A 20,820-nucleotide genomic window follows, 5' to 3' on the forward strand; every position below is an offset into this window, starting at 1 on the left:
GGTATGGAGGGGCCCAGAGAGATCAAACTCCTGACCTTATAGCTGCCAGCGATGCGTTCTTCCGCGCTGGTTCTACCAAGGCAGCGCTTCTTGCTTATGAAAGAACCCGCCCGTTGGGCCGTCGGCTGGAAGCGTTGCGAGCCATACCGCCGTTTCTGCGCCTTCGCTTATTTCCATTGGAGCGCTTTCGCCGCCCATGTCCGTCTTCACCCAACCAGGGTGGCAGGCATTCACCTTCACATTCGTAGCCCTCAAGCTGATCGAAAGCTGCACTGTCCATGCATTCATAGCCGCCTTGGATGTCGTATACGCTGGCGCAGACCGACTTCCGTACATGTCGTTTGAAAGAAGCGTGCCGAGCGAACCGAGAATGCTCGATTGGTTTACGATTCTGCCTGCCGGGCTCTCTTTCAACAAAGGCAACAGCGCCTCCGACAAGGCCTGTGGCCCGAAGACATTCACTTCAAAGGAGCTTCGCATAACATCCGGCGTATTGCCCAAATGATCCAAATAAACGCCCGCGTTGTTCACGAGAATGTCCAGCCTGCCATAGTCCAGCTTGATTAGATCCGCGACGGAGCGAATATGATTGCCATCCGTGACGTCCAGTTCGACGCCGCGCGCCTCAATTTGCTCCTTGCGCAGTTCGGCCGCAGCTTCCTGAGCTTTGGAAATCGAACGCGCTCCGAGAAGCACGATGATCCCTTGCTGGCCTAGCTGTCTGGCGATCTCCAAGCCTATTCCTTTGTATGCTCCTGTAATCAATGCCACTTTCTTATTCATTGTCTCTTCCTCCAATTACCATTTATTTTGTATTGATTAGTACATAATGGTCAAAAATAACTGGTTCACCCCAATAAATGAACCAGCTGTTCTATCGCTTTCTCAACGGCTGCGCGATCAGGCTGTGCTTTCATGATCACCGACAGGCCGACAGCCGCGATCGTTAATGCGGAAGCAACGCTTGCCGCGTTTAATTCAGCCGATAACTCTCCACAAAGCATGCCACTTTCAATCGTCTCGCGCAAAAGACCCGCTAGATTCCCTTGAAACTCTGATGTGAACTGGGCTAGGCTCGCATTCCTCGGCGCCATTTCGGTGAGCGTGTTCACACATAAGCAGCCCCATTCAGGCTGCTTTCCACCCTCGGTATTCGTGATTCCCAACAAATAGAGACGCACAGCCTCTCGCGCGGAAGGCGCTTGGCGCAGCTTACTCCCAATATAAGTGAGGCTGAGATCGGCATATTTGCGAAGCGCGGCGTTAAACAGCTCTTCCTTGCTGCCGAACGTACCGTACATGCTCGGCCGTTGAATGCCCATCGCCGTGGTCAGGTCACTGATGGATGTCGCTTCGTAGCCCTTCTGCCAGAACACATGCATAGCCTTCAGCAGAGCTTGCTGCTCATCAAATTCGCGTGGTCTTGCCATATGCGCTCACTCTTTCTATATCGTTCGGTACAAAATGAGTGTATACCTTTTTACCGCAGCTGTCAATTCTCATCTGCTGATTCTGTCGTCCCATCAGGCGCAACGCATAAATTATCCGAATTTACATCTAAATAATTTCCTCAATTTATACGATATAGAAAATATTGGGGGTGATTTATTTATAAGAGCAAAGCTAGAAAACTGAAAGTCAATTGTTAAAAAAAGAAAATCTAAACAAGAAGGAGCTAAAAACATGCATTTTTTCAAGAAATCGCTTTCCCCTCTGCTAGCGGTAGCCATCACGCTGCCCCTTGCCGTCATTCCGGCTCCTGCCGAGGTGTTTGCCGCAGGCAATGCAACAATCAATTTATCGGCGAATAAACAGGTAATCCGCGGCTTCGGAGGCATGAATCATGCTGTATGGATTGGAGATTTAACAGCCGTTCAAAGAGAAACCGCCTTTGGCAATGGCAATAATCAACTCGGCTTGTCCATGCTGAGAATTCCGATTGACGAAAACAGAAACAACTGGCAAAGGGAGCTCAGTACGGCCAAAAGAGCGATCGAGCTTGGAGCAGCCGTGTTTGCCTCCCCCTGGAATCCGCCCGCTGATATGGTCGAAACCTTCACACTTGGGGCAAGCTCAGGAAATGGCACGACCTATGAGGCAGAGAGCGGCACTGCCTTGATTAATGCTGCGACGGGAACTACACATGCAGGCTATAAAGGGAGTGGATATGTACAATTCCAGCCAGTATCCAACGCTTCTGTTCAGTGGAATACCATTCCCATTGGAAGCACAGGAACGAAAAACATTAAAGTCCGATATGCACTGGCTTCAGGAACGAGCAATATGGATGTTCATGTAAACGGTTCGAAAGTGCTCAGCAATGTCGCCTTCGAGTCCACCGGCGGTTGGAACAAATGGGCCGAGAAATCCTTTCAAGTATCTATGGCCAACGGAACCAGCACTTTAAAATTGACTACAACCGGCACTTCATCCCCCATCATTGACCAGATGACGATCACACAATTCATCCAGGATACGAATGCTAAACGACTCAGATACGATAAATATCAGGCATATGCCCAGTATCTGAATGAATTCGATACGTTTATGAAAAACAACGGCGTAAACTTGTATGCCATTTCTGTACAAAATGAACCCGATTATGCACACGACTGGACCTGGTGGTCGGCAGAGGAAATTCTCCGCTTCATGAGAGAAAATGCAGGCTCCATCAACAACAGAGTCATCGCGCCCGAATCCTTTTCCTACGTCAAAAATATGTCGGATCCGATATTAAATAATCCGCAAGCATTGGCGAATATGGACATACTCGGCGCTCATACGTATGGGACGCAATTCAACAATTTCCCTTATCCTTTATTTCAAGAAAAAGGAACAGGCAAAGAGCTTTGGATGACCGAAGTCTATTATCCAAATAGCGAAGCCAACTCGTCAAATCGCTGGCCCGAAGCATTAGATGTTTCCTATCATATTCATAATGCCATGGTTGAGGGTAATTTTCAGGCTTATGTATGGTGGTATATTCGCAGACAGTACAGCCCCATGAATGAGGACGGCACAATAAGCAAGCGCGGCTACAATATGGCTCATTTCTCGAAGTTTGTCCGACCTGGCTATACAAGAGTTGAGGCAACTAAAAACCCGGATTCCAACGTACATGTTTCTGCCTACAAGGGAGACGGCAAGATTGTCATCGTTGCCATTAATAGAGGAACCAGCGCAACCAGTCAAAACTTCACCCTGCAAGGCGGAACAGCTGCTACAGCGTCCTCATGGATAACGGATCGCAACCGAAACCTGGCTGCCCAATCGCCAATTCAGGTAACGGGAAATGGTTTTGCCGCACAATTGCCCGCCCAAAGTGTCACAACGTTTGTATTGAATTAACGCCAAGCCCGAATCACGATACCGTGTCTGAAGCGGAAACGGGTACAACCTTGACCCATACCGTAATAGGGTCAACGCTTACCGGTTAAAACGGAACAGGTTATGTCGATTTTCTGAACTTACCGGCGCATCCCTCAAATGGAATACCATTTACCACACCTTAGTCGGAACAAAACATGTAACCCTTCGCCTTGCAATCCGGAACCCGAAATCGTGATCTGTTTGTGAATCATATAAAAGTAGCCAGTATCTACTTATACGAGAATGGTCATGAAGCATATGCCGCTTTGATACTTAGTGTATCGAGGCGGCTTTTCTATTTTCCTTGATAAAAGGAGGGGCGCTACATGTTAAAAAAAGATTACGAATCGTGGATGCAGCAGCAGATCGAGCAGGAGAAAAATCATCGAAGACGCGAATTATTGCAAAAAGGATTGCCCGAGATTTGGATACACGCAGGTTTAAAGATCTGTGCCGTAGACAAAGTTTATTATCTCTCGATGATTGGATCTTTTTGCCGATCGCATAGTTGTCGATTCGGGATGAGCCAGAATTTTGCAAGCAATTAATCTTATCGTTCCTTGCAAAGTTGCTGTCGTTCGAGGCAGATGCCCGGCTGAACTCTATTGAAGCAGAAACGGTTCGATATGCGCGCAGATTACGCAGGCCTTTTACGACGAATGAACTTGCGTCAGATCTTCGGGTTACTGATCGCTACGCACGTAATGTATTACATCGTTTGGTAGAATGGGAGCCCTTATTGGGCCAAAAATGGCCGGGAATAAATTCTAACGGAACTCAGAAGCGTTATTGATGCAGTTTAAGCGGTTGTTAACAACAAATTGCTCAAATAGCGGCGCTCAGTTCCGTTACATTGTAAGCTGGCGTATATTCGAAGAAATAAGGTCGCTCAGTTCCGTTACATTAGTCCTGCGCGCGGACGGAACCCGGGGGTCGCCCCCTGGTCAATCCATACAAAAAACGCCATCACGTAATATGATGACGTTTCTTTTTGTATGGAGCCTAGGGGGATCGAACCCCTGACCTCATCGCTGCCAGCGATGCGCTCTACCACGGATGGTCATGATAAACGTTTCATATAGGTTATCGGATCGTGCTCTGTGTTAATCTGTCACAGCTTCTCTTTCTTTAGCATAGCTATCGCGTCCGGTCTTTTGAGATTATCGCAGCTCTCCACATACCTTATAGCCCTATACTGTCATTGAACTGAATTCATTAATTCGTAGAAATATTGAGGTTCATGAGTTTTATTAAGATGATACCAAGCGTTTAATGTTTCTGGAGAAAATACATCTAGCGCTCTTAAAACATGAACAGAAAATTCTAGAGGAGCTACTCCGGAAGCAGTGATCAGTTTTTCATCGGTAACAGCAGATTCCAATTTGTAATATTTTTCGCCCGTGTAAGACTGACAAATCATTTTAAGGTACCCCAGATCATTGCTTGTATGCCAACGGGAATCTAACAACCCTGCTTGAGCAAGTCCTATGGAAGCACCGCAAATTGCCCCAAGTACGATCCCTTCCTGTAAACACATCTCGGCAATTTTTAATATGGGGTTGTGAATAGCCTCTGTCCATGTGTTTCCTCCAGGTAAAATCAGTGCATCTACGCTTGTAATGCTGCACTCACCCACTTTAATGTCAGGCGTTATTTTCAATCCACCCATTGTAGTTACTGGAGCCTTTTCGATCCCAACAGTAACGATTTTTGCTGAAGCCAGCCCCTTTCTAAAGTATCTTCCTGAGTTTAGCTCGGCCGTTAAATAACCTATTTCCCAATCGGACATGCTGTCAAAAACATAAAGATATACTGTACTTTTCATGTTGAATTTCTCCCTTTTTTTATCTATCAAGGACTACAATCCATCGGTAATCAGTGACTATTTCATTATAAAATAGCTTCACTGACATCTGCTGTCAGTGAAGCTATTAAAGTTGATAATATTCCATTAACTCTGATGCAATAGCAACAAGTCTGTCTTTCACACTCTGTGGTTCGATTATTCGAATGGATTTACCATAGGATAGGAGAAAATAAGGGACAGAATTATGAATTGATTTTTCCTCGAATAAAAAGATGGCTTGATTAGATGTTCGCTCTTTCAGATGATGCCCTAAAAACCAATGCATGCTTAGTTCATCTAACGCCTCTGTCCTGCCTTCGATAATTAAAGAAATCAACCCTTCCTTACCCACAAGATCAGGTAACAGGTTTTTCATAAAAAATTCACGGCTAGAAAAAACTTCAGGACGCTTAAATATGATTTGAGTACGCTTGATTAGTAAAATCCGATCTACCCGAAAACTTCGTATTTCATTTCTTAGGTGACAGAATGCAACAGTATACCATCTATTGTTCCAATAAACGATCCCATAAGGATCTATTACCCTTTTCTTTGGTTTCTCTTCATGGTTTGTGCGATAATCGATTTCTACAGAGAATTCCTTTTCTACAGCATGCTCCAGTTCCGCTAATATTAGCTGATCAGAAGGGCTGACCCTGCGGTTTATAACTTCAAAACCAGCTAAATGTTGGTTTAGTGTGATTTCCTGTTTATCATTCGAATACATTTTCAACTTGGATGTTGCATTCTCTAATGTCTCGCTCAAAGGGTATCCAGCTTCTTTTGCAAAAACAGCAGCATGAAGGAGTGTCTTTTTTTCTTCCATATCAAATAGCAGAGGCGCTCTGATAAAATTATTCAGCAGGCTATAGCCACCATGATGACCTGGGTCGGATACTATAGGCACTCCACTAGAACATAGTGCATCAATGTAACGATAAACTGTTCTTATATTTACTTCCAACTTCTCGGATATTTGTTTTGCAGTCCATTTCTCTCCCGAATTCAACATCCATAAAATTGCTAACATATTATCCTTTTTTGGCATAACACAACCCTCGCTCGTGTCACCATTTTAAAAATTCTACATTACCATTGACTTCAACAAAAAAAACGGCATCTCTGCCGTTTTTTTGTCAAACTTTTATGGAGCCTAGGGGGATCGAACCCCTGACCTCATCGCTGCCAGCGATGCGCTCTCCCAGCTGAGCTAAGGCCCCTTATATACAGCAATCATTTTTTCTCCATCGCTTCTTGGCGACAAAAAGAATAATACCACGCCGCCAGCTGCTTGTCAACGGGTGGCGGAAAATTAATGATTTCCGCCATCGTCGTTGACTTGATGCTTGGACAGCAGTCCGCTGAGCTCCTTCATAAACATGTTGATGTCCTTGAATTGCCGGTACACGGAGGCAAAACGAATGTACGCCACCTCATCGACCGGGTACAGCTCGGTCATGACAATTTCGCCGATCGCGCGGCTGTCTACTTCCGCTTGGGCGGTGTTGCGGACCTGCTTTTCGACCTCGGAAACGATCATCTCCAGCCGTTCGAGCGGAACCGGACGTTTCTCGCAGGCGCGAATCAGGCCGCGGAGCATTTTCTCGCGGTTGAATTCCTCGCGGCTGCCGTCTTTTTTGATGACGATCAGCGGGGTTTCTTCCACCATCTCAAAGGTCGTGAAGCGCTTGGAGCATTTCTCGCATTCACGGCGGCGGCGGATCGACTTGTCTTCATTGGCGGAACGCGAATCAAGCACCTTCGTTCCGGAGTAATCACAGAAGGGACATTTCATGGAGTTTGTTCTTCCTTTCCTTTTTCCAGAGACTCCCTTACATGAAGGTCGGTTTAACGAGCATAATAGGATTACCAACCGACAAGGAGGTGAACAGACATGGGTACAGGACAATCCCGCAGCAGCAATGCACTCGTCGTGCCGCAAGCTAACGCAGCGTTGGATCAACTGAAATACGAGGTAGCCCAGGAATTGGGGATCGCGATTCCCCAAGACGGTTACTACGGTAACATGGCCACTCGTGATACGGGTGCGATCGGTGGTCACATCACGCGCCGCTTGGTGCAAATTGCCGAGCAATCGCTTGCCGGTCAATACAAATAATACCACGTTTTAATGAAAACGAGAAGAAGTGCCGGGCATTCCTCCTTGCAAAAGGCGGCTTGTCCAGCGCTTCTTTTCGCGCGTCGTTATTCAGCAGCAGCTGAAAGCCGTCGTCAGTTCCCCCCTTGCTTCCATTCTTCCCCATATAGTTGTTTATATTTATCATAATAGTAAACAACACGCTGCACATAATGCCGGGTTTCGCCATAAGGAATGTCGCGGACGCGATCCAGTTGGCCATCCCATTGGCCTTCCTCCAGCCAGCGGCTCACTTTTCCGTGTCCGGCATTGTAGCCGGCGATCATCGCAATCTGATTGCCGCCGAATTGCTTGCTCATCCAGTTCAAGTACCAGGAGCCGAGCTGAATGCTAACCGCAGGTTGATTCAGCTGCTGGCGGTATGTATCTGTAAAGCTCGCTTTTTCAATAATCCAGGAGGACGTGTCCGGCATAAGCTGCATCAAGCCGTAAGCGCCCTTTTTCGACTGAATATCCGGCTTGTAATTCGTCTCGACCCGAATAATCGCCGCGATCAGAAACGGGTCAAGCTCATATTGCTGCGCATACCGACGAATGTCTTCCTGGTACGAAATGGGATACACGTAACGGCCAACGGCAGAGCTGCTCATGAACAAAAATACAAGAAAGGTTACCAGCAGCACCGCGAATACCCGTTTCTTGCGCCAAAATTTCATGAAAGCCCCCTTTCCTTCCAAAACCTATCAATCTGCTCTTCCGTATGCTCAAGCGAGCCTGTATTGTCGATGACGACATCCGCGCGCTCCCGTTTTTCTTCAATAGACAGCTGGGCGTTCAGGCGCTTCTCCGCCTGCTCCGTCGTCATGCCGTCTCGGGCGGTTAATCTCGCTAATTGAACCTCCCGAGGCACATAAACAACCATGACCTGCTCGACCATCGACTGCAGGCCCGATTCATACAGCAGCGGGATATCCACAACGACAAGCTGCTCCGGAAAGCGCTCCTGGTATTGCCGCATCCGCTCGCGCATCATCGCCCGAATCGGCGGATGCAGCAATGCTTCCAGATCACGCAGCGCTTCCGGGTTGCCGAATACCCGCTCCCCCAGCTTTTTGCGGTTAAGCGAGCCGTCCGGCAGCAAGAGGTCGGCGCCGAAGCGCTTGACCACTTGTGCGAGAACCGGCGTGTACGGCTCCACGACTTCGCGGGCGATCTGATCCGCATCGACGAGCAGCGCGCCCCGGCGAACGAGCATAGCCGCAACGGTGCTTTTACCGCAGGCGATCCCTCCCGTTAATCCTATATTCATATCGCGGTACTCCCTGCTTCCATTCAATTTCAAGTATGAGTAAACAATTTCATAATGCCCATAATAATAAGCACGAATCCCGGCACGACCGACAAGGAGCGCATCCATCTGACCCCGGCGAAGCGCAGCCCGACATGCAGGCCCAGCGCCAGAAACATGCCGCTGGCCAGCGCAATGACCGCTGCTGTGAGCCACGGCGTGAAGCCGAGCAGCGCGGCGCCTATGCCCGCACCGAACGCATCCAGCGACAACGCCAGACCCAGCAAGGTCGCCTCATAGGCGGAGATAATACCGGAGCGATCCATATCGGCCATCGACGGCTTGCGCAAAATTTGAATAACAAGACCGAACCGCTTCAGCTCGATATAAATGATTTCCTTGGCCGTAGCGGGCGTCAGCGTAAGCCCGTTTTCAGCAGAAGGAGCTTGCGAACCGTTGCCGGACTGATGCACGGATACGGAACCAGGACCAAAAACAGGCTTAGAACCCGGCACAGACACAGAACCAGACACCGTCTCGTCCCTGTTCCCATGTCCAGCAGCAGCGTCAGTATCATCAAGCTCGGATTCCGCTCCACGCTGGGTATAAAGCTGAACAAGCGCCCAGATGCCGATACCCATGAGAATAAGGGCGCCGATATCCTTCGCCAGCTCGGGGCTCACCCAGCCGCTCATCCACACGCCAATCTGCATGGACAAATAAATGATAAGACCAGAGCAGCAAGAAATAATTCCGACGGAAGCGATTGGAATCCGGATTTTGCGCAAGCCGTAGGTGACCCCTACGCCGAATCCGTCCAAGCTTACCGCCAAAGCCAGCAACAGTAACGAACCTACCGGCAGCATGTGCCTTTCCCTCCCAGCCCCGGGAAACGCAGCGAAAGCCTCAAATCGCGCTTAGGCGGGCAGACGCTTGTTTCCGCATTTGTCAGCGCTCAGCCTGCCCGCACATCCGCCCAGGACGGGCTGCAGGCTGGCGGCTCATGGCTTACTATATGGGAGTTCTGGGCGGATGGTGCAACGGGATGGCGACGCTGCTGCGTTAGCCCTTTGCGGCTAACCCCGGCGTTAACCTTTGCTGGAAGCCTTTTGCGGCAAAAACAGCCTGCTGTCCGGCTACGCCCCGGGCTTCTGACAGCTTGGGCAAAAATGAGTGCCGCGTCCGGCCACGACCGACTTTTCAATCGGACCGCCGCACGAATAACAAGGCTCGCCCTTTCGCCCGTACATCCGAAGCTGGTGCTGGAACATGCCCATCTCACCTTGACCGTTCACATACGATTTGATCGACGAGCCGCCAACCGCCACCGCCTCGCGCAAGGTCGTCACAATCGCTTCATGCAGCTTGGCCCATTCGGACGCAGACAGCGTCTTCGCTTCCCGCTCCGGATGAATGCAGGCCAAATAAAGCGATTCATCCACATAAATATTCCCGATGCCCACCACATATTCCTGGTTGAGCAGCAGCGGCTTGATTTTGGTCGATTTCTTCGCTAGCCGATCGCGAAACAGCTGCAGGGTGAACGCTTCGTCCAATGGCTCCAGCCCCAGCTTGACCAGCGGCTTCTCGTTTAAATCCTGGTCTTTATCGAAAATATGCATCGTGCCGAACTGCCGCACGTCTTTATACCGCAGCTCGCTGCCGTCTGTAAAGGAAAAAATGACATGGGTGTGCAGCTCGCGCGGCTCCTCTGCCGCATACACCCCATAACGCCCTTCCATCCGCAGATGGGAAACAAGCGTGTAATTATCAAACATCAGGCGGAGAAATTTTCCCCGCCGCTCCACTGATCGAATCGTCTCGCCCGCCAGCAGCGCGGCGAATACCTCGGTATCGTCCGGACGTTGAATAATACGCGGCAGCAGCACGGTCACCTTCTCCACCTGCTTGCCCACGACAAGCTGCTGCAGCGTCCGGCGGACGGTTTCTACTTCTGGCAATTCCGGCACTCCAATTCCCTTCCTTTCTGCACTTTACTTGGCTTCATACCAGTTGGCCCCGTCATCGACGTCCACCTTGAGCGGCACATCCAGCTTGAGCGCCGTCTCCATCACCTCGGCCACCATCGTTTTCATCAGGCTGACCTCCTCCTCCGGCACCTCAAGCACCAGTTCGTCATGCACCTGCAGCAGCAGACGGCTGCGGACGCCTTCGTCCGCCATCCGCTGGTCCAGCTGGACCATCGCAAGCTTGATAATGTCAGCGGCCGTCCCTTGAATGGGCGTATTCATCGCAGTACGCTCAGCGAACGAACGCAAATTAAAGTTCGAGGCTGTAATTTCCGGCAAATAGCGGCGGCGATTCAGCAAGGTCGTGACGTAGCCGTCCTTTCTGGCCATTTGGACGATATCGTCCATATATTTACGCACCCCTTGGAAGACGGCGAAATATTGCTCAATAAACTGCGCCGCGTCCTTCCGGGTAATGTGCAGGTTCTGGGATAATCCGTAATCGCTGATGCCGTATACGATACCGAAGTTGACCGCCTTGGCCTGCCGGCGCATATTGGCGTCCACAGCCTGCTCGGCTACGCCAAACACATCCATCGCCGTTTTCGTATGAATGTCCAGATTATCCCGGAACGCCTCGATCAGCTTCTCATCCTGGGAAATATGGGCCAGCACCCGCAGCTCGATCTGCGAGTAATCCGCCGTCAAAATACGCCAGCCCGGCTGCGACGGGACAAATACTTTACGGATTTTGCGCCCTTCCTCCAGCCGGATCGGGATGTTCTGCAGGTTCGGAAACTGGCTGCTGAGCCGTCCGGTTGCGGCGATCGTCTGTCTGTAATACGTATGCACCTTGCCTGTATCGAAGCGAACCTCCTTCACCAGCCCGTCCACATAAGTGGATTGCAGCTTGGCTAGCGTGCGGTAATGAAGAATATGCCCGATCATCGGATGATACGGCTCCAGCTTCTCCAGCACCTCCGCGTCCGTCGAGTAGCCGGTTTTCGTTTTCTTCACGACGGGCAGTCCCAGCTTGTCAAATAAAATTTCGCCCAGCTGCTTGGGCGAGTTCAGATTAAATTCCATGCCGACCGCCGTATAGATGCTGTCGACGATGTCTTCGATCCGCGTCCCAAGCTCCACGCCATACGCCTGCAGCTCCGCCTTGTCAACCCTGATGCCCTTCCGCTCCATCTCCGCCAGCACCAGCGAAAGCGGCAGCTCCAGCTTCGAAAACAGCTCCTGCATTGAGCTGTCCTCCAGCTGCTGCTTGAGCTTCGCCGTCAGCAGGTGAATGGCCGCCGCCTTCTGGCCCATAAACGCGCACAACGCCTCTCGCTCAGGCAGCTTGAACTTCGCCCCCTTGCCGAACACATCCTCGTCGGCTGGCAGCGCAGGCAGTCCATAACGCGCCGCCAAGCCGCTGAGCGTCAGCGCGGAATCCGTCGGATCGAGCAAATACCCCGCCAGCAGCGCATCGAAGTTAACGCCTTGCAGCTCAATGCCCTGCCAATGCAAAACAAGCATCGCGCGGTGCAGATCATAAACGTGGATCGCCTTGTCCCGGCTGGCAAGCCACTCGCGGACAGGCGCGCCGGCTGCCGAGCTCAACACGTCGGCCGGCACATAAAACGCGCGCCCTGCTGGCGCTGCGTCTTCCGCCGCTTCGTTTCCCACGGCTTCGTCTTCCGCCGCTTCGGAAGCCTCCCCGCGCTCCGCTTCATTCGCGGCTTTTCCGTCCAGCTGCGAATAGAAGGCCAGTCCGACCAGCTCGGAGATATGCGGATTATCGCCGACCGCCTCCACATGCAGCGCCGTAACCGCCGGCAGCGCCCGGACCAGCTCAGCCAGCGCCTCGTCATCAGCCGCCCACACGCTGTCGACGCGGACCGCGTCTGCCCCAGCGCCGTCGCTTCCGGCGCCTTGCAGACCAAGCCGCTCCAGCAGCGACTTGAATTCAAGCTTGCGGAAGGCATCCGCCAGCTGCCCGTCATCATAGCCGCCGTAGGCCAGCTCGGACAACGGGAAGTCCAGCGGCACCTCGCGGTGAATCGTCGCCAGCTGCTTGCTCAAACGCGCATCCTCGGCATGGGCGGCGACCTTCTCGCCAAGCTTCCCCTTGATATCGCCGGCATGCTCCAGCACCTGCTCCACCGATCCATATTCATGCAGCAGCTTGAGCGCCGTCTTCTCGCCAACCCCGGCGATGCCGGGAATATTGTCGCTGGCGTCGCCCATCAAGCCCTTCAGATCAATAATCTGCTGCGGCTGCAGCCCGTATTGCGCTTCGATGTGCGCCGGGTCAAACAGCTCCATCTCGCTGATCCCTTTGCGCGTCAACGCGATGTTCACCTTGTCCGAAGCCAGCTGGAGCATATCCTTGTCGCCGGTGACGACAATCGCTTCGAAATCGTCGCTGGCGTCCACAAGCCGTGTTACCGTCCCGATAATATCGTCGGCCTCGAAGCCGTCCAGTTCATATTGCCGAAGGCCGAAGGAAGCGATCAGCTCCCGCAGCACCGGAAATTGCTCGGACAGCTCCGGAGGCGTTTTATCCCGTGTTCCTTTATATTGCGCGTAGCCCTCGTGCCGGAACGTCTGCTTGCCGGCGTCAAACGCCACGAGAAAATGCGAAGGCTGAAAATCGTCCATCAGCTTCAGCAGCATGGTTGTAAACCCGTACACGGCATTTGTATGCATGCCCTTGGAGTTCGTGAGCTGCGGCAGCGCGAAAAATGCGCGATATGCGATCCCGTTCCCGTCAATAATAATCAGCTTTGATTTGGACAACCAAGACACCCCATTCGTGCATAATGTTCTGCTCTCTCCATGATAGCATACGCGGGCTGCATAAAAAAACATGGCAAAAACAAGCAGTCAGAGGGGTGACCGGCTCCGCGCCCGCATAAAATGAAAGGAATTGATCCTTTCCGCGAATGTCATTCGGAGTAGGGATATGCCGAAAATCGGAGGGATGACCGTGAGTGAAACGAAGCCGCTGAGCGGCAAGCAAGTTATTTTTTTCGATGTGAACCAGACGCTGGTGCTGCAGGGGTTAAGCTTCGAGGGCTGCTTCCGGGAAGTATGGGGCGGCTATGCCGCACGCTGGTCGTCAGGGGAGCCCGGCGACAGCGACGCGTTGTGGCAGGCTTATATTACCCGCTGGCATCAGCGTAAAAAAGCGCGGGCTACCTTCAAGCAGCTCGACGAGCTGCAGCAGCAATGCTTGCGCGAAGCGTTCCTGGAGTGCGAGCTGCCTGTGCCTGGCGGGATGACGCGCGATTTCATGCAGGAGGTGCTTCAGTTGCAAGGCGCCGCGAAACGAATGCCTCCGGGCACCTGCGAAACGCTCTCCCTGCTGGCTCCCCGCCACACGCTCGCCATTATCAGCAACAGCTCGCGGGCCGAAGTGCTGCAGCTGCTGGAACGGTTCAGGCTCCAGCCGTTTTTCCCGCCGGAGCGCGTCTACACCGCCATGAAGCCAGCCGACAAGAAGCCGGCCCCTGTGCTGTTCAAAACCGCGCTCAGCGCGTTGAAGCTTGCGCCCCGCCAAGCCGTGATGGTCGGCAACTCGTGGAAGCATGATGTTTGCGGCGCCGTGAAAACCGGGATGGACGCCGTCTGGCTGCATGAGAACGGATCCGCGGAGCCTGCGGCCTCCTCCATTACCCGGCAGAAGCTCGGCAAGCGCCAGGTGTATTTGATTAAACGAATCGAGCAAATGACAGGCTTATTCCAGTAAAGCAGCCGCGGCCGGATGTCCGACCGCTTTGCAGAACACAACGCTTCCCTGGTGCGCCTTCGACTGCTTCTTCAGCTCGGCTGCTGTCTGCGACACATGCTCAGGCGTCACATGCAACCCGGATTCACACACGACAAGCGATAGCGACAGCGTCACCCCGTCACTTTCGATTTTGTTGCCATGCCGATCCTTCACATACGTCCAGCTTTCCGATTCATAGAAGGCGTACACGCCGGAATCAAACCGCCGAATAATTTCATGACACAGCTTTTCCGCTTGTCCCGAAGCGGTAATCGCAATAAAATCATCCCCTCCGATATGGCCGACAAAGTCGAACGGAGCGCCGACCAGCTGGACCGCCTGCTGGATGCAATCGGCGGTAAATTGAATCAACTGGTCGCCCCTGTGAAAGCCGTAGCGGTCATTGAACCATTTGAAGTAATCCAGGTCTCCGTAGATCACCGAAAACCGGCTGCCGTCCGCCAGCCGCCGCTTCATCTCCCGGCTAATCTGCAAATTGCCCGGCAGTCCCGTCAGCGGATTGGCGACACGGGCAATTTCCATCTTCGCATTTGTAATGGATTCGAGAATCGTCCGTACCGAAGCGACGCCATGCATATGTCCATGCGACGTCACGATCACAAGATCATACAAATGCCCGGTCGCGCGACTCATCGACAGCTTGGACACCAACTCAACCGGCTCGCCTTCATCAACGATTAACGGGGAAGCGTCCATCAACTGATCAATCGGCCGGTTCCAGAACAAGGAATAGCCGTATTGACCCGCCAGCTGCTGAAACAAGCGCTCCCGCATAATGAGGCCGGCCGGCTGCGAGCCTTTCAGGACGACAGCTCCCTGCGTATCCATATGCTCCTTGAAATAATTGGCGACCTTCGAAATCGGCGTACGGATATCGAACGTCTGGCAGGGCATCGCCAGATCGCCAATGGGGACGATATGGCCGGTCCAGTCCCGTTTTTTGCGATGCTCGACAATTTGACTGCGAATCCCAGGGTCGATCTGCGGCTGTACCTCTTCCTGCGGTCGTCCCAGCAAATACCCCTGTCCGTAATGGACGCCCATCCGGGTCAGCTTCATCAGCTCCTCCGGCGATTCGATGCCTTCCGCGACAAGGTAGACGTCCAGCTTTTCCGCAAATGTCACGAGTGTCTCCAAAATGTATTCCTTCGTTTTGCTCTGATGCACTCCGGACACAAGCGAGCGGTCCACCTTAATATAATCGGGACTAAGCTCCGCGATCGCCTGCAACGAGGAATATCCGGCTCCCGCATCATCAATGGCGATCCGGTAGCCTTGCTTCCGGTAATGGTCCAGCATTTTTTTAGCTGAAGCAAAGTCTTCAATCGAGCTGCGCTCCGTTATTTCAAACACCACATTGGAAGGGCTGAGTCCACGCGCCGTCAGCAGCTCAAGCGTTTTGCCGGGCGTAAACAGCGGATCGTTCAGCAGCGCAGCCGATACATTCAGAAACAGCAGCTGCTTGCTGTTCTGCAGCCTGGCGCCTTCGACCGCCTTGTTGCGAGCCAGGCTTTCCAGCTGGTACAGCATGCCTTCCGTTTCCGCCAGGGCGAATAACGACAGCGGCCAGCGCAAAGCGCTTGTTTCCGGCCCGCGCGTCAATGCCTCGTAGCCGAGGGTATCTCCGTCCTGCAGCGACACAATCGGCTGATAAACCGCATAAATGGCTTTCTCGTGAATAATATGCTCAAGCTCATGCCGGAGGCTGCTCCGCTCATTCCCGGATGACTGCGCGCTTGGATGCTCTGCCATAGAAATCCCCACTTTTCTTGGTCTGACAAGTACCTTAACTCCTAGTCTATCATAGGACTTTCAACCCCGTGTTAACGCGCCCTTCCTCTATGTAAAATTATTGTTAATTTCACCCTTGCCGCAATGAAAAACAGCCCTCATCCGAGGGCTGCCTGACAAAGCTAAATATTCAAATCCTTGCGCTTGCCTGTCACCATGTAGATGACGCTTTCGCCGATATTCGTCGTGTGGTCGGCCACACGCTCCAGATACAAGGCCGCCAGCATCAATTGCGACAGCTCCCGGTTGCGCGACAAATCGACGTTCATCAAGCCGTTAATTTCGTCCACGACTGCGCTGTACAGCTTATCGACCTCATCATCGCGCTCCGCCAGCGCCGCCGCGCGATGAATATTGCGCTCCGTATAAGCGCCCAGGCTTTCGCTGAGCATGCCTTTCACCTGCACTACCATATTCGGAATAATTTCAAGCGGCTTGACCGGAGGCTTGCCTGCCAGACGGCGCGCGATCTTGGCGATGTCCACAGCGTGGTCGCCGATCCGCTCCAGATCAATGGCGATTTTCATCGCGGATCCGATAATCCGCAGGTCGCCAGCCATCGGCTGCTGCAGCGCGATCAGGCGCAAGCAGCTTTCTTCAACCTTCAGCAGCAGCTCGTCAATTTGATCGTCCTGCGCAATGACCTGCTCCGCCAGCACTTCATCCCGCTTATCAAGCGCATCAACGGCTCCGTCGATGCTCTGCTCGACAAGGCTGCCCATTTTGAGCAGCTCCTCCTGCAGACTTTCAACCGCAGAGTGGAAAATAGATCTTGTATCCATCGACATCTTCTCCCTTAATGTTCGTTATCCGAAGCGTCCCGTGATATAATCTTCCGTGCGTTGGTCGGTCGGGGTCGTGAAAATTTTCTCGGTCTGATCCGACTCGATCACCTCGCCATTCAAGAAAAAGGAAGTAAAGTCCGAAATCCGGGCCGCTTGCTGCATGTTATGGGTTACGATTACGATGGTGTACTTGTCGCGCAGCTCGCGGATCAGCTCTTCGATTTTCAACGTCGAGATGGGATCAAGCGCTGAGGTAGGCTCATCCATGAGCAGGATGCGCGGATTAACAGCCAAGGCGCGTGCGATGCACAGACGCTGCTGCTGTCCGCCGGACAGGCCATACGCAGACTTTTTCAGATTGCCGCTAACTTCCGTCCACAAGGCGGAAGCCTTCAGGCTTGATTCTACGATATGGTCCAGCTGCTCTTTATCTTTTATGCCGTGAATGCGCGGACCATACGCAATATTATCGTAAATGGACTTCGGAAACGGATTCGGCTGCTGAAATACCATCCCGATGTTTTTGCGCAGCAGCTCGACGTTTACATCCGCATCATAAATGTTTTGTCCGTCGATGTTTACTTTGCCTTCGATTTTGATCCCTTTGATCATATCGTTCATCCGGTTCAACGTACGCAGCAAGGTCGACTTGCCGCAGCCGGACGGACCGATGAAGGCGGTGACGGAATTTTCAGAGATGTCCATGTTTACTTTTTTCAATGCGTGGAATTCGGAATAATACAGCTCAAGCTGATTGATATCGACAATCGTTGACATGACGTGGGCTCCTCCCTAACCGTGCTTCTACAGCTTCCGCTGGTATTTGTTCCGCAGATAGATGGCGAATGCGTTCATGCTCAGCAGCATGATCAGCAGCAAGATGATACCGGCGGCTGCGACATTTTGGAACTCGGCCTGCGGCTGGCTCGCCCAGTTGAAAATTTGAATCGGCATAACCGTAAAGGTATCCATCGGCGAATGCGGCAGAAACGCCACATACGCAACCGCGCCAACGACGATCAGCGGCGCTGTTTCACCGATTGCACGGGACAGCGACAAAATCGAGCCGGTCAAAATACCAGGCAGCGAGGAAGGAAGCACAACACGTACGATCGTCTGCCAACGGTTGGCGCCCAAGGCAAACGAAGCGTTGCGCAGCGACTGCGGAACCGTCTTGATCGCTTCCTGCGACGAAACGATAATAATTGGCAGCACCAGCAGGGTCATCGTCAATGCACCGGACAAAATGCTGCGCTCCAGATGCAGCATCCGGACGAACACCGTCAAACCAAGCAAACCGTAAACAATGGACGGCACACCCGCCAGATTGGCGATGTTCGTCTGAATGATGCGGCTAAACTTCGTATCCTTGGCGTATTCTTCCAGATAAATGGCTGTTGCGACGCCAATAATGAACGTCAGCGGCGCCGTAATTGCCATCAGCCACAGCGTTCCTACGAAGGCTGCGAGAATACCGGCCCGCTCAGGGAGACGCGACGAATAGTTCGTCAGAAAGTCCCAATCCAGCCAGCCGAGTCCTTGAACGAGAACTTGTATCAGCAGCAAGGCAAGCGCAATGATACCAAAGCAGGTCGAGGCGAAATAGAGCTGATGGTACAGCTTGTTTTTCCGCTTGCGGCGGTTGATGTGCAGAAGTGTTTCTTTGCTTTCCATCAGTATTCCTCCCTGAACTTTCTGGAGATGTAGCTTGCCAGAATATTCATCAGTAACGTTAACACGAACAAGGTCATCCCGACTGCATAGATGGTCAGGTATTCGGTTGAGCCGTATCGCGTGTCGCCGGAGCTAACCGAAACGATATAAGCGGTTAGCGTCTGCAAGCTTTGCAGCGGATTGTAGGCCATGACGGCCATATTGCCGGCAGCCAGCGTCACAATCATCGTTTCGCCAACCGCACGGGACAGGCCCAATACGAAGGAAGAAACGATACCGGACAACGCGGCGGGCACAACAATTTTAATCGCGACCTCCAGCTTCGTCGATCCAAGCGCGTATGCGCCATTGCGCAGCGCGGCCGGAACGGCAACCATTGCGTCCTCACTAAGCGACGAAATAATCGGGATGATCATGATGCCGACGACGATCCCTGCGCTTAACGCATTGAATATTTCCGTCTGCGGAATAATAAACCGGAGCACCGGCGTCACAAAGGTTAAAGCAAAAAATCCGTATACGATCGTTGGAATACCGGCCAAAATTTCCAGCACAGGCTTGACGATATTACGAACCTTCGCCGGAGCGTATTCGCTCAAATAGATGGCGCTGCCCAGTCCGATCGGAATGGCCACAATACTTGCAATCACGGTAATAAGCAGCGTACCGGTAATCAACGGCAATACGCCGTATGCCGGCGGCTCAAACAAAGGCGTCCATTTGGTGCCGCTGAAAAACTCCCAGATCGGCACTTCGCGGAAGAAGCCGACGGATTCAAACACAAGTATAAACACAATCCCGACAGTCGTCAGAATCGAGATAATGGCGAAAAACGCCAAAATTTTCGGAATTAAGACATCGGATGACAACATCCGGCTTTTTTTCTTATAGTTCACTTTGCTGGCCGAAGCTAATTGGCTCGCCACTTTGTCCATACCCATTCCCCCGCGTAAAGCAGATGATAGAATAGCCGTGACGCTTCAGCCTGATCCGGTGAGCGTCACGGCCAGAATTTGCTTTTGCAATGACTTGAATGCGATTATTTTACGGCTTCGAGGTTTTTGGCAGCAACGTCTTTAGGCAGTCTGATGTACTTAACTGCTTCAACAAGCTTGGCGCCGTCTTCGCTGTTGTAGTATTTAACAAATTCCTTGACATGCGGCTGCTCCAGCGCTTTCTTGGACGGGTAGATGTAGATGTAACGGGACAGCGGCGCATACGTCATTTTTTCGATCGTGTCATGGTCTGGAGCAACAGCTGGCGAGTTAGCATCCTTCTTGATGGATACGGCGTTCAGCTTCGCTTCATTTTCCTTGAAGTAGGAGAAGCCGAAGTAACCCATGGAGAACTCATCGCCGGATACGCCTTTTACAAGCACGTTGTCATCCTCGGAAGCCGTGTAATCGGAACGCGACTCCTTCGCTTTGCCATTGATCGCCTCTGTGAAGAACTCAAACGTACCGGAAGCCGTACCTGGACCGTACAGTTTGATCTCCTTGTCCGGCCACTCCGGACGAACTTCATTCCATTTCTTAATCTTGCTGTCCTTGCCCCAAATTTTCTTCAACTCTTCAACCGTCATTTCTTTCGCAAACGTGTTCTTCTTATTAACAACAACCGTTACGCCGTCAAGTGCAATCGGCATTTCAATTGCTTCTGTGTTTTGCTTTGTTTTAAGCTCGTCCAGCTCTTCTTTTTTGAATTTGCGGGACATGTCAGCAATATCAATTTCGCCGCCGATCAGCTTTTTCGCTCCGTTACCGGAACCGGACTCGCCGACTGTAATTTTAACGTCTTTATTTTTTTTCATGAACTCTTCCGCTACGGCCTGAGAAATCGGGAATACCGTAGAGGAACCGTCGATTTTAATTTCGCCCTTCAAGTTAGAAGCTGCAGTTGTGTCCTTGGCAGGCTCTTTAGCAGGGGCTGGTGCAGGAGTAGCTCCGCCGGCTTGTGTGTTCGTTTCCGTTTTTGTACCACATGCTGCGAGGGATACTGCCAATACGGTTGCCGTTACTGCTAAAGCACTTTTCTTAAACAACTTGACCACTCCTTAGTGTTTGTGTTTGTTTTTTGCTCACAAGGGCAATGTTACAGTTTGATTGTTTTCGCTAATTCGTTCCTTTGTTAACGCAATGTTAAAAATCTCGAAATCTATGAAACGTGTCATAACCGCTGAAATTAGTCTTCAAGACCCTGGAAACATTTACATTCC

19 protein-coding genes, 1 tRNA gene and 3 pseudogenes are annotated in these 20,820 nt (G+C 51.9%); 6 read left to right on the forward strand and 17 right to left on the reverse strand.

Features of this window, described 5'->3' with window-relative positions:
• Positions 1 to 72: 72 nt before the first annotated feature.
• Positions 73 to 783: an SDR family oxidoreductase gene (locus AC6ROY_RS00335; protein ID WP_500097969.1), complete on the reverse strand. Its 711-nt coding sequence runs from the start codon at positions 781 to 783 to the stop codon at positions 73 to 75.
• 65 nt (positions 784 to 848) lie between these two features.
• Entirely contained in the window at positions 849 to 1,430 is a 582-nt protein-coding gene (locus AC6ROY_RS00340; RefSeq protein WP_500097970.1) for a TetR/AcrR family transcriptional regulator, read from the reverse strand.
• 253 nt (positions 1,431 to 1,683) lie between these two features.
• On the opposite strand from AC6ROY_RS00340, the pseudogene AC6ROY_RS00345 reads away from it, so the two are divergent.
• From AC6ROY_RS00345 to AC6ROY_RS00360, 4 genes and pseudogenes are all read left to right on the forward strand, one after another.
• Positions 1,684 to 2,058: pseudogene (locus tag AC6ROY_RS00345) on the forward strand (carbohydrate-binding protein); the annotation flags it as partial.
• A pseudogene (locus AC6ROY_RS00350) lies at positions 2,044 to 2,385 on the forward strand (carbohydrate-binding protein); the annotation flags it as partial. The pseudogenes AC6ROY_RS00345 and AC6ROY_RS00350, both read left to right, overlap by 15 nt.
• 87 nt (positions 2,386 to 2,472) lie before the next feature.
• Positions 2,473 to 3,437: pseudogene (locus AC6ROY_RS00355) on the forward strand (glycoside hydrolase family 30 beta sandwich domain-containing protein); the annotation flags it as partial.
• 258 nt (positions 3,438 to 3,695) lie between these two features.
• A complete protein-coding gene (locus AC6ROY_RS00360; RefSeq protein WP_500097971.1) occupies positions 3,696 to 3,917 on the forward strand; it encodes a hypothetical protein in 222 nt (73 codons plus the stop codon).
• Between the two features lie 650 nt (positions 3,918 to 4,567).
• On the opposite strand, the gene AC6ROY_RS00365 is transcribed toward AC6ROY_RS00360, so the two are convergent.
• The 4 genes from AC6ROY_RS00365 to nrdR all read right to left on the reverse strand — a co-directional run bounded on the left by AC6ROY_RS00365 (position 4,568) and on the right by nrdR (position 7,010).
• Positions 4,568 to 5,194 carry a type 1 glutamine amidotransferase family protein gene (locus AC6ROY_RS00365; RefSeq protein WP_500097972.1) on the reverse strand — a complete coding sequence of 209 codons (627 nt, stop codon included), beginning with the start codon at positions 5,192 to 5,194 and terminating at the stop codon, positions 4,568 to 4,570.
• A gap of 106 nt (positions 5,195 to 5,300) precedes the next feature.
• Positions 5,301 to 6,263 carry a helix-turn-helix transcriptional regulator gene (locus tag AC6ROY_RS00370; RefSeq protein ID WP_500097973.1) on the reverse strand — a complete coding sequence of 321 codons (963 nt, stop codon included), beginning with the start codon at positions 6,261 to 6,263 and terminating at the stop codon, positions 5,301 to 5,303.
• Positions 6,264 to 6,362: 99 nt separating this feature from the next.
• Positions 6,363 to 6,435, reverse strand: a tRNA-Ala gene (locus tag AC6ROY_RS00375).
• A gap of 92 nt (positions 6,436 to 6,527) precedes the next feature.
• Positions 6,528 to 7,010: a transcriptional regulator NrdR gene (gene nrdR / locus AC6ROY_RS00380; RefSeq protein WP_500097974.1), complete on the reverse strand. Its 483-nt coding sequence runs from the start codon at positions 7,008 to 7,010 to the stop codon at positions 6,528 to 6,530.
• A gap of 99 nt (positions 7,011 to 7,109) precedes the next feature.
• On the opposite strand from nrdR, the gene AC6ROY_RS00385 reads away from it, so the two are divergent.
• A complete protein-coding gene (locus AC6ROY_RS00385) occupies positions 7,110 to 7,334 on the forward strand; it encodes an alpha/beta-type small acid-soluble spore protein (RefSeq protein ID WP_500097975.1) in 225 nt (74 codons plus the stop codon).
• Between the two features lie 113 nt (positions 7,335 to 7,447).
• Here the strand turns inward: AC6ROY_RS00385 and AC6ROY_RS00390 are convergent, their stop codons facing one another.
• From AC6ROY_RS00390 to polA, 5 genes are all read right to left on the reverse strand, one after another.
• Positions 7,448 to 8,029 carry a lytic transglycosylase domain-containing protein gene (locus AC6ROY_RS00390; protein WP_500097976.1) on the reverse strand — a complete coding sequence of 194 codons (582 nt, stop codon included), beginning with the start codon at positions 8,027 to 8,029 and terminating at the stop codon, positions 7,448 to 7,450.
• A complete protein-coding gene (gene coaE, locus AC6ROY_RS00395) occupies positions 8,026 to 8,622 on the reverse strand; it encodes a dephospho-CoA kinase (protein ID WP_500097977.1) in 597 nt (198 codons plus the stop codon). The genes AC6ROY_RS00390 and coaE overlap by 4 nt, the downstream gene beginning before the upstream one ends.
• Positions 8,623 to 8,651: 29 nt before the next feature.
• Positions 8,652 to 9,467: an MntP/YtaF family protein gene (locus tag AC6ROY_RS00400; RefSeq protein ID WP_500097978.1), complete on the reverse strand. Its 816-nt coding sequence runs from the start codon at positions 9,465 to 9,467 to the stop codon at positions 8,652 to 8,654.
• 270 nt (positions 9,468 to 9,737) lie between these two features.
• Positions 9,738 to 10,571: a DNA-formamidopyrimidine glycosylase gene (mutM, locus tag AC6ROY_RS00405; protein ID WP_500097979.1), complete on the reverse strand. Its 834-nt coding sequence runs from the start codon at positions 10,569 to 10,571 to the stop codon at positions 9,738 to 9,740.
• 24 nt (positions 10,572 to 10,595) lie between these two features.
• Positions 10,596 to 13,433 (reverse strand): DNA polymerase I, encoded by a 2,838-nt coding sequence (polA, locus tag AC6ROY_RS00410; protein WP_500097980.1) that lies wholly within the window; start codon positions 13,431 to 13,433, stop codon positions 10,596 to 10,598.
• Positions 13,434 to 13,551: 118 nt separating this feature from the next.
• Between polA and AC6ROY_RS00415 the strand changes: the two genes are divergently transcribed.
• Positions 13,552 to 14,313: an HAD family hydrolase gene (locus AC6ROY_RS00415; RefSeq protein ID WP_500097981.1), complete on the forward strand. Its 762-nt coding sequence runs from the start codon at positions 13,552 to 13,554 to the stop codon at positions 14,311 to 14,313.
• Here AC6ROY_RS00415 and AC6ROY_RS00420 read toward each other — a convergent pair.
• The 6 genes from AC6ROY_RS00420 to AC6ROY_RS00445 all read right to left on the reverse strand — a co-directional run bounded on the left by AC6ROY_RS00420 (position 14,302) and on the right by AC6ROY_RS00445 (position 20,655).
• Positions 14,302 to 16,107: a GGDEF domain-containing protein gene (locus tag AC6ROY_RS00420; RefSeq protein WP_500097982.1), complete on the reverse strand. Its 1,806-nt coding sequence runs from the start codon at positions 16,105 to 16,107 to the stop codon at positions 14,302 to 14,304. The genes AC6ROY_RS00415 and AC6ROY_RS00420 overlap by 12 nt on opposite strands.
• Before the next feature lie 161 nt (positions 16,108 to 16,268).
• A complete protein-coding gene (phoU, locus tag AC6ROY_RS00425) occupies positions 16,269 to 16,928 on the reverse strand; it encodes a phosphate signaling complex protein PhoU (RefSeq protein WP_500097983.1) in 660 nt (219 codons plus the stop codon).
• A gap of 24 nt (positions 16,929 to 16,952) precedes the next feature.
• Positions 16,953 to 17,708 carry a phosphate ABC transporter ATP-binding protein PstB gene (gene pstB, locus AC6ROY_RS00430; protein ID WP_500097984.1) on the reverse strand — a complete coding sequence of 252 codons (756 nt, stop codon included), beginning with the start codon at positions 17,706 to 17,708 and terminating at the stop codon, positions 16,953 to 16,955.
• Positions 17,709 to 17,735: 27 nt separating this feature from the next.
• Complete coding sequence (gene pstA / locus AC6ROY_RS00435) at positions 17,736 to 18,605, reverse strand: phosphate ABC transporter permease PstA (protein ID WP_500097985.1); 870 nt, start codon at positions 18,603 to 18,605, stop codon at positions 17,736 to 17,738.
• Positions 18,605 to 19,540 (reverse strand): phosphate ABC transporter permease subunit PstC, encoded by a 936-nt coding sequence (gene pstC, locus AC6ROY_RS00440; protein ID WP_500097986.1) that lies wholly within the window; start codon positions 19,538 to 19,540, stop codon positions 18,605 to 18,607. Before pstC ends, pstA begins: the two co-directional genes overlap by 1 nt.
• 104 nt (positions 19,541 to 19,644) lie before the next feature.
• The gene (locus AC6ROY_RS00445) at positions 19,645 to 20,655 is read right to left on the reverse strand and encodes a PstS family phosphate ABC transporter substrate-binding protein (RefSeq protein WP_500097987.1); all 1,011 of its coding nucleotides are present in this window, start codon (positions 20,653 to 20,655) and stop codon (positions 19,645 to 19,647) included.
• Between the last annotated feature and the right edge of the window lie 165 nt (positions 20,656 to 20,820).

The organism is Paenibacillus sp. sg306046, assembly GCF_059821225.1.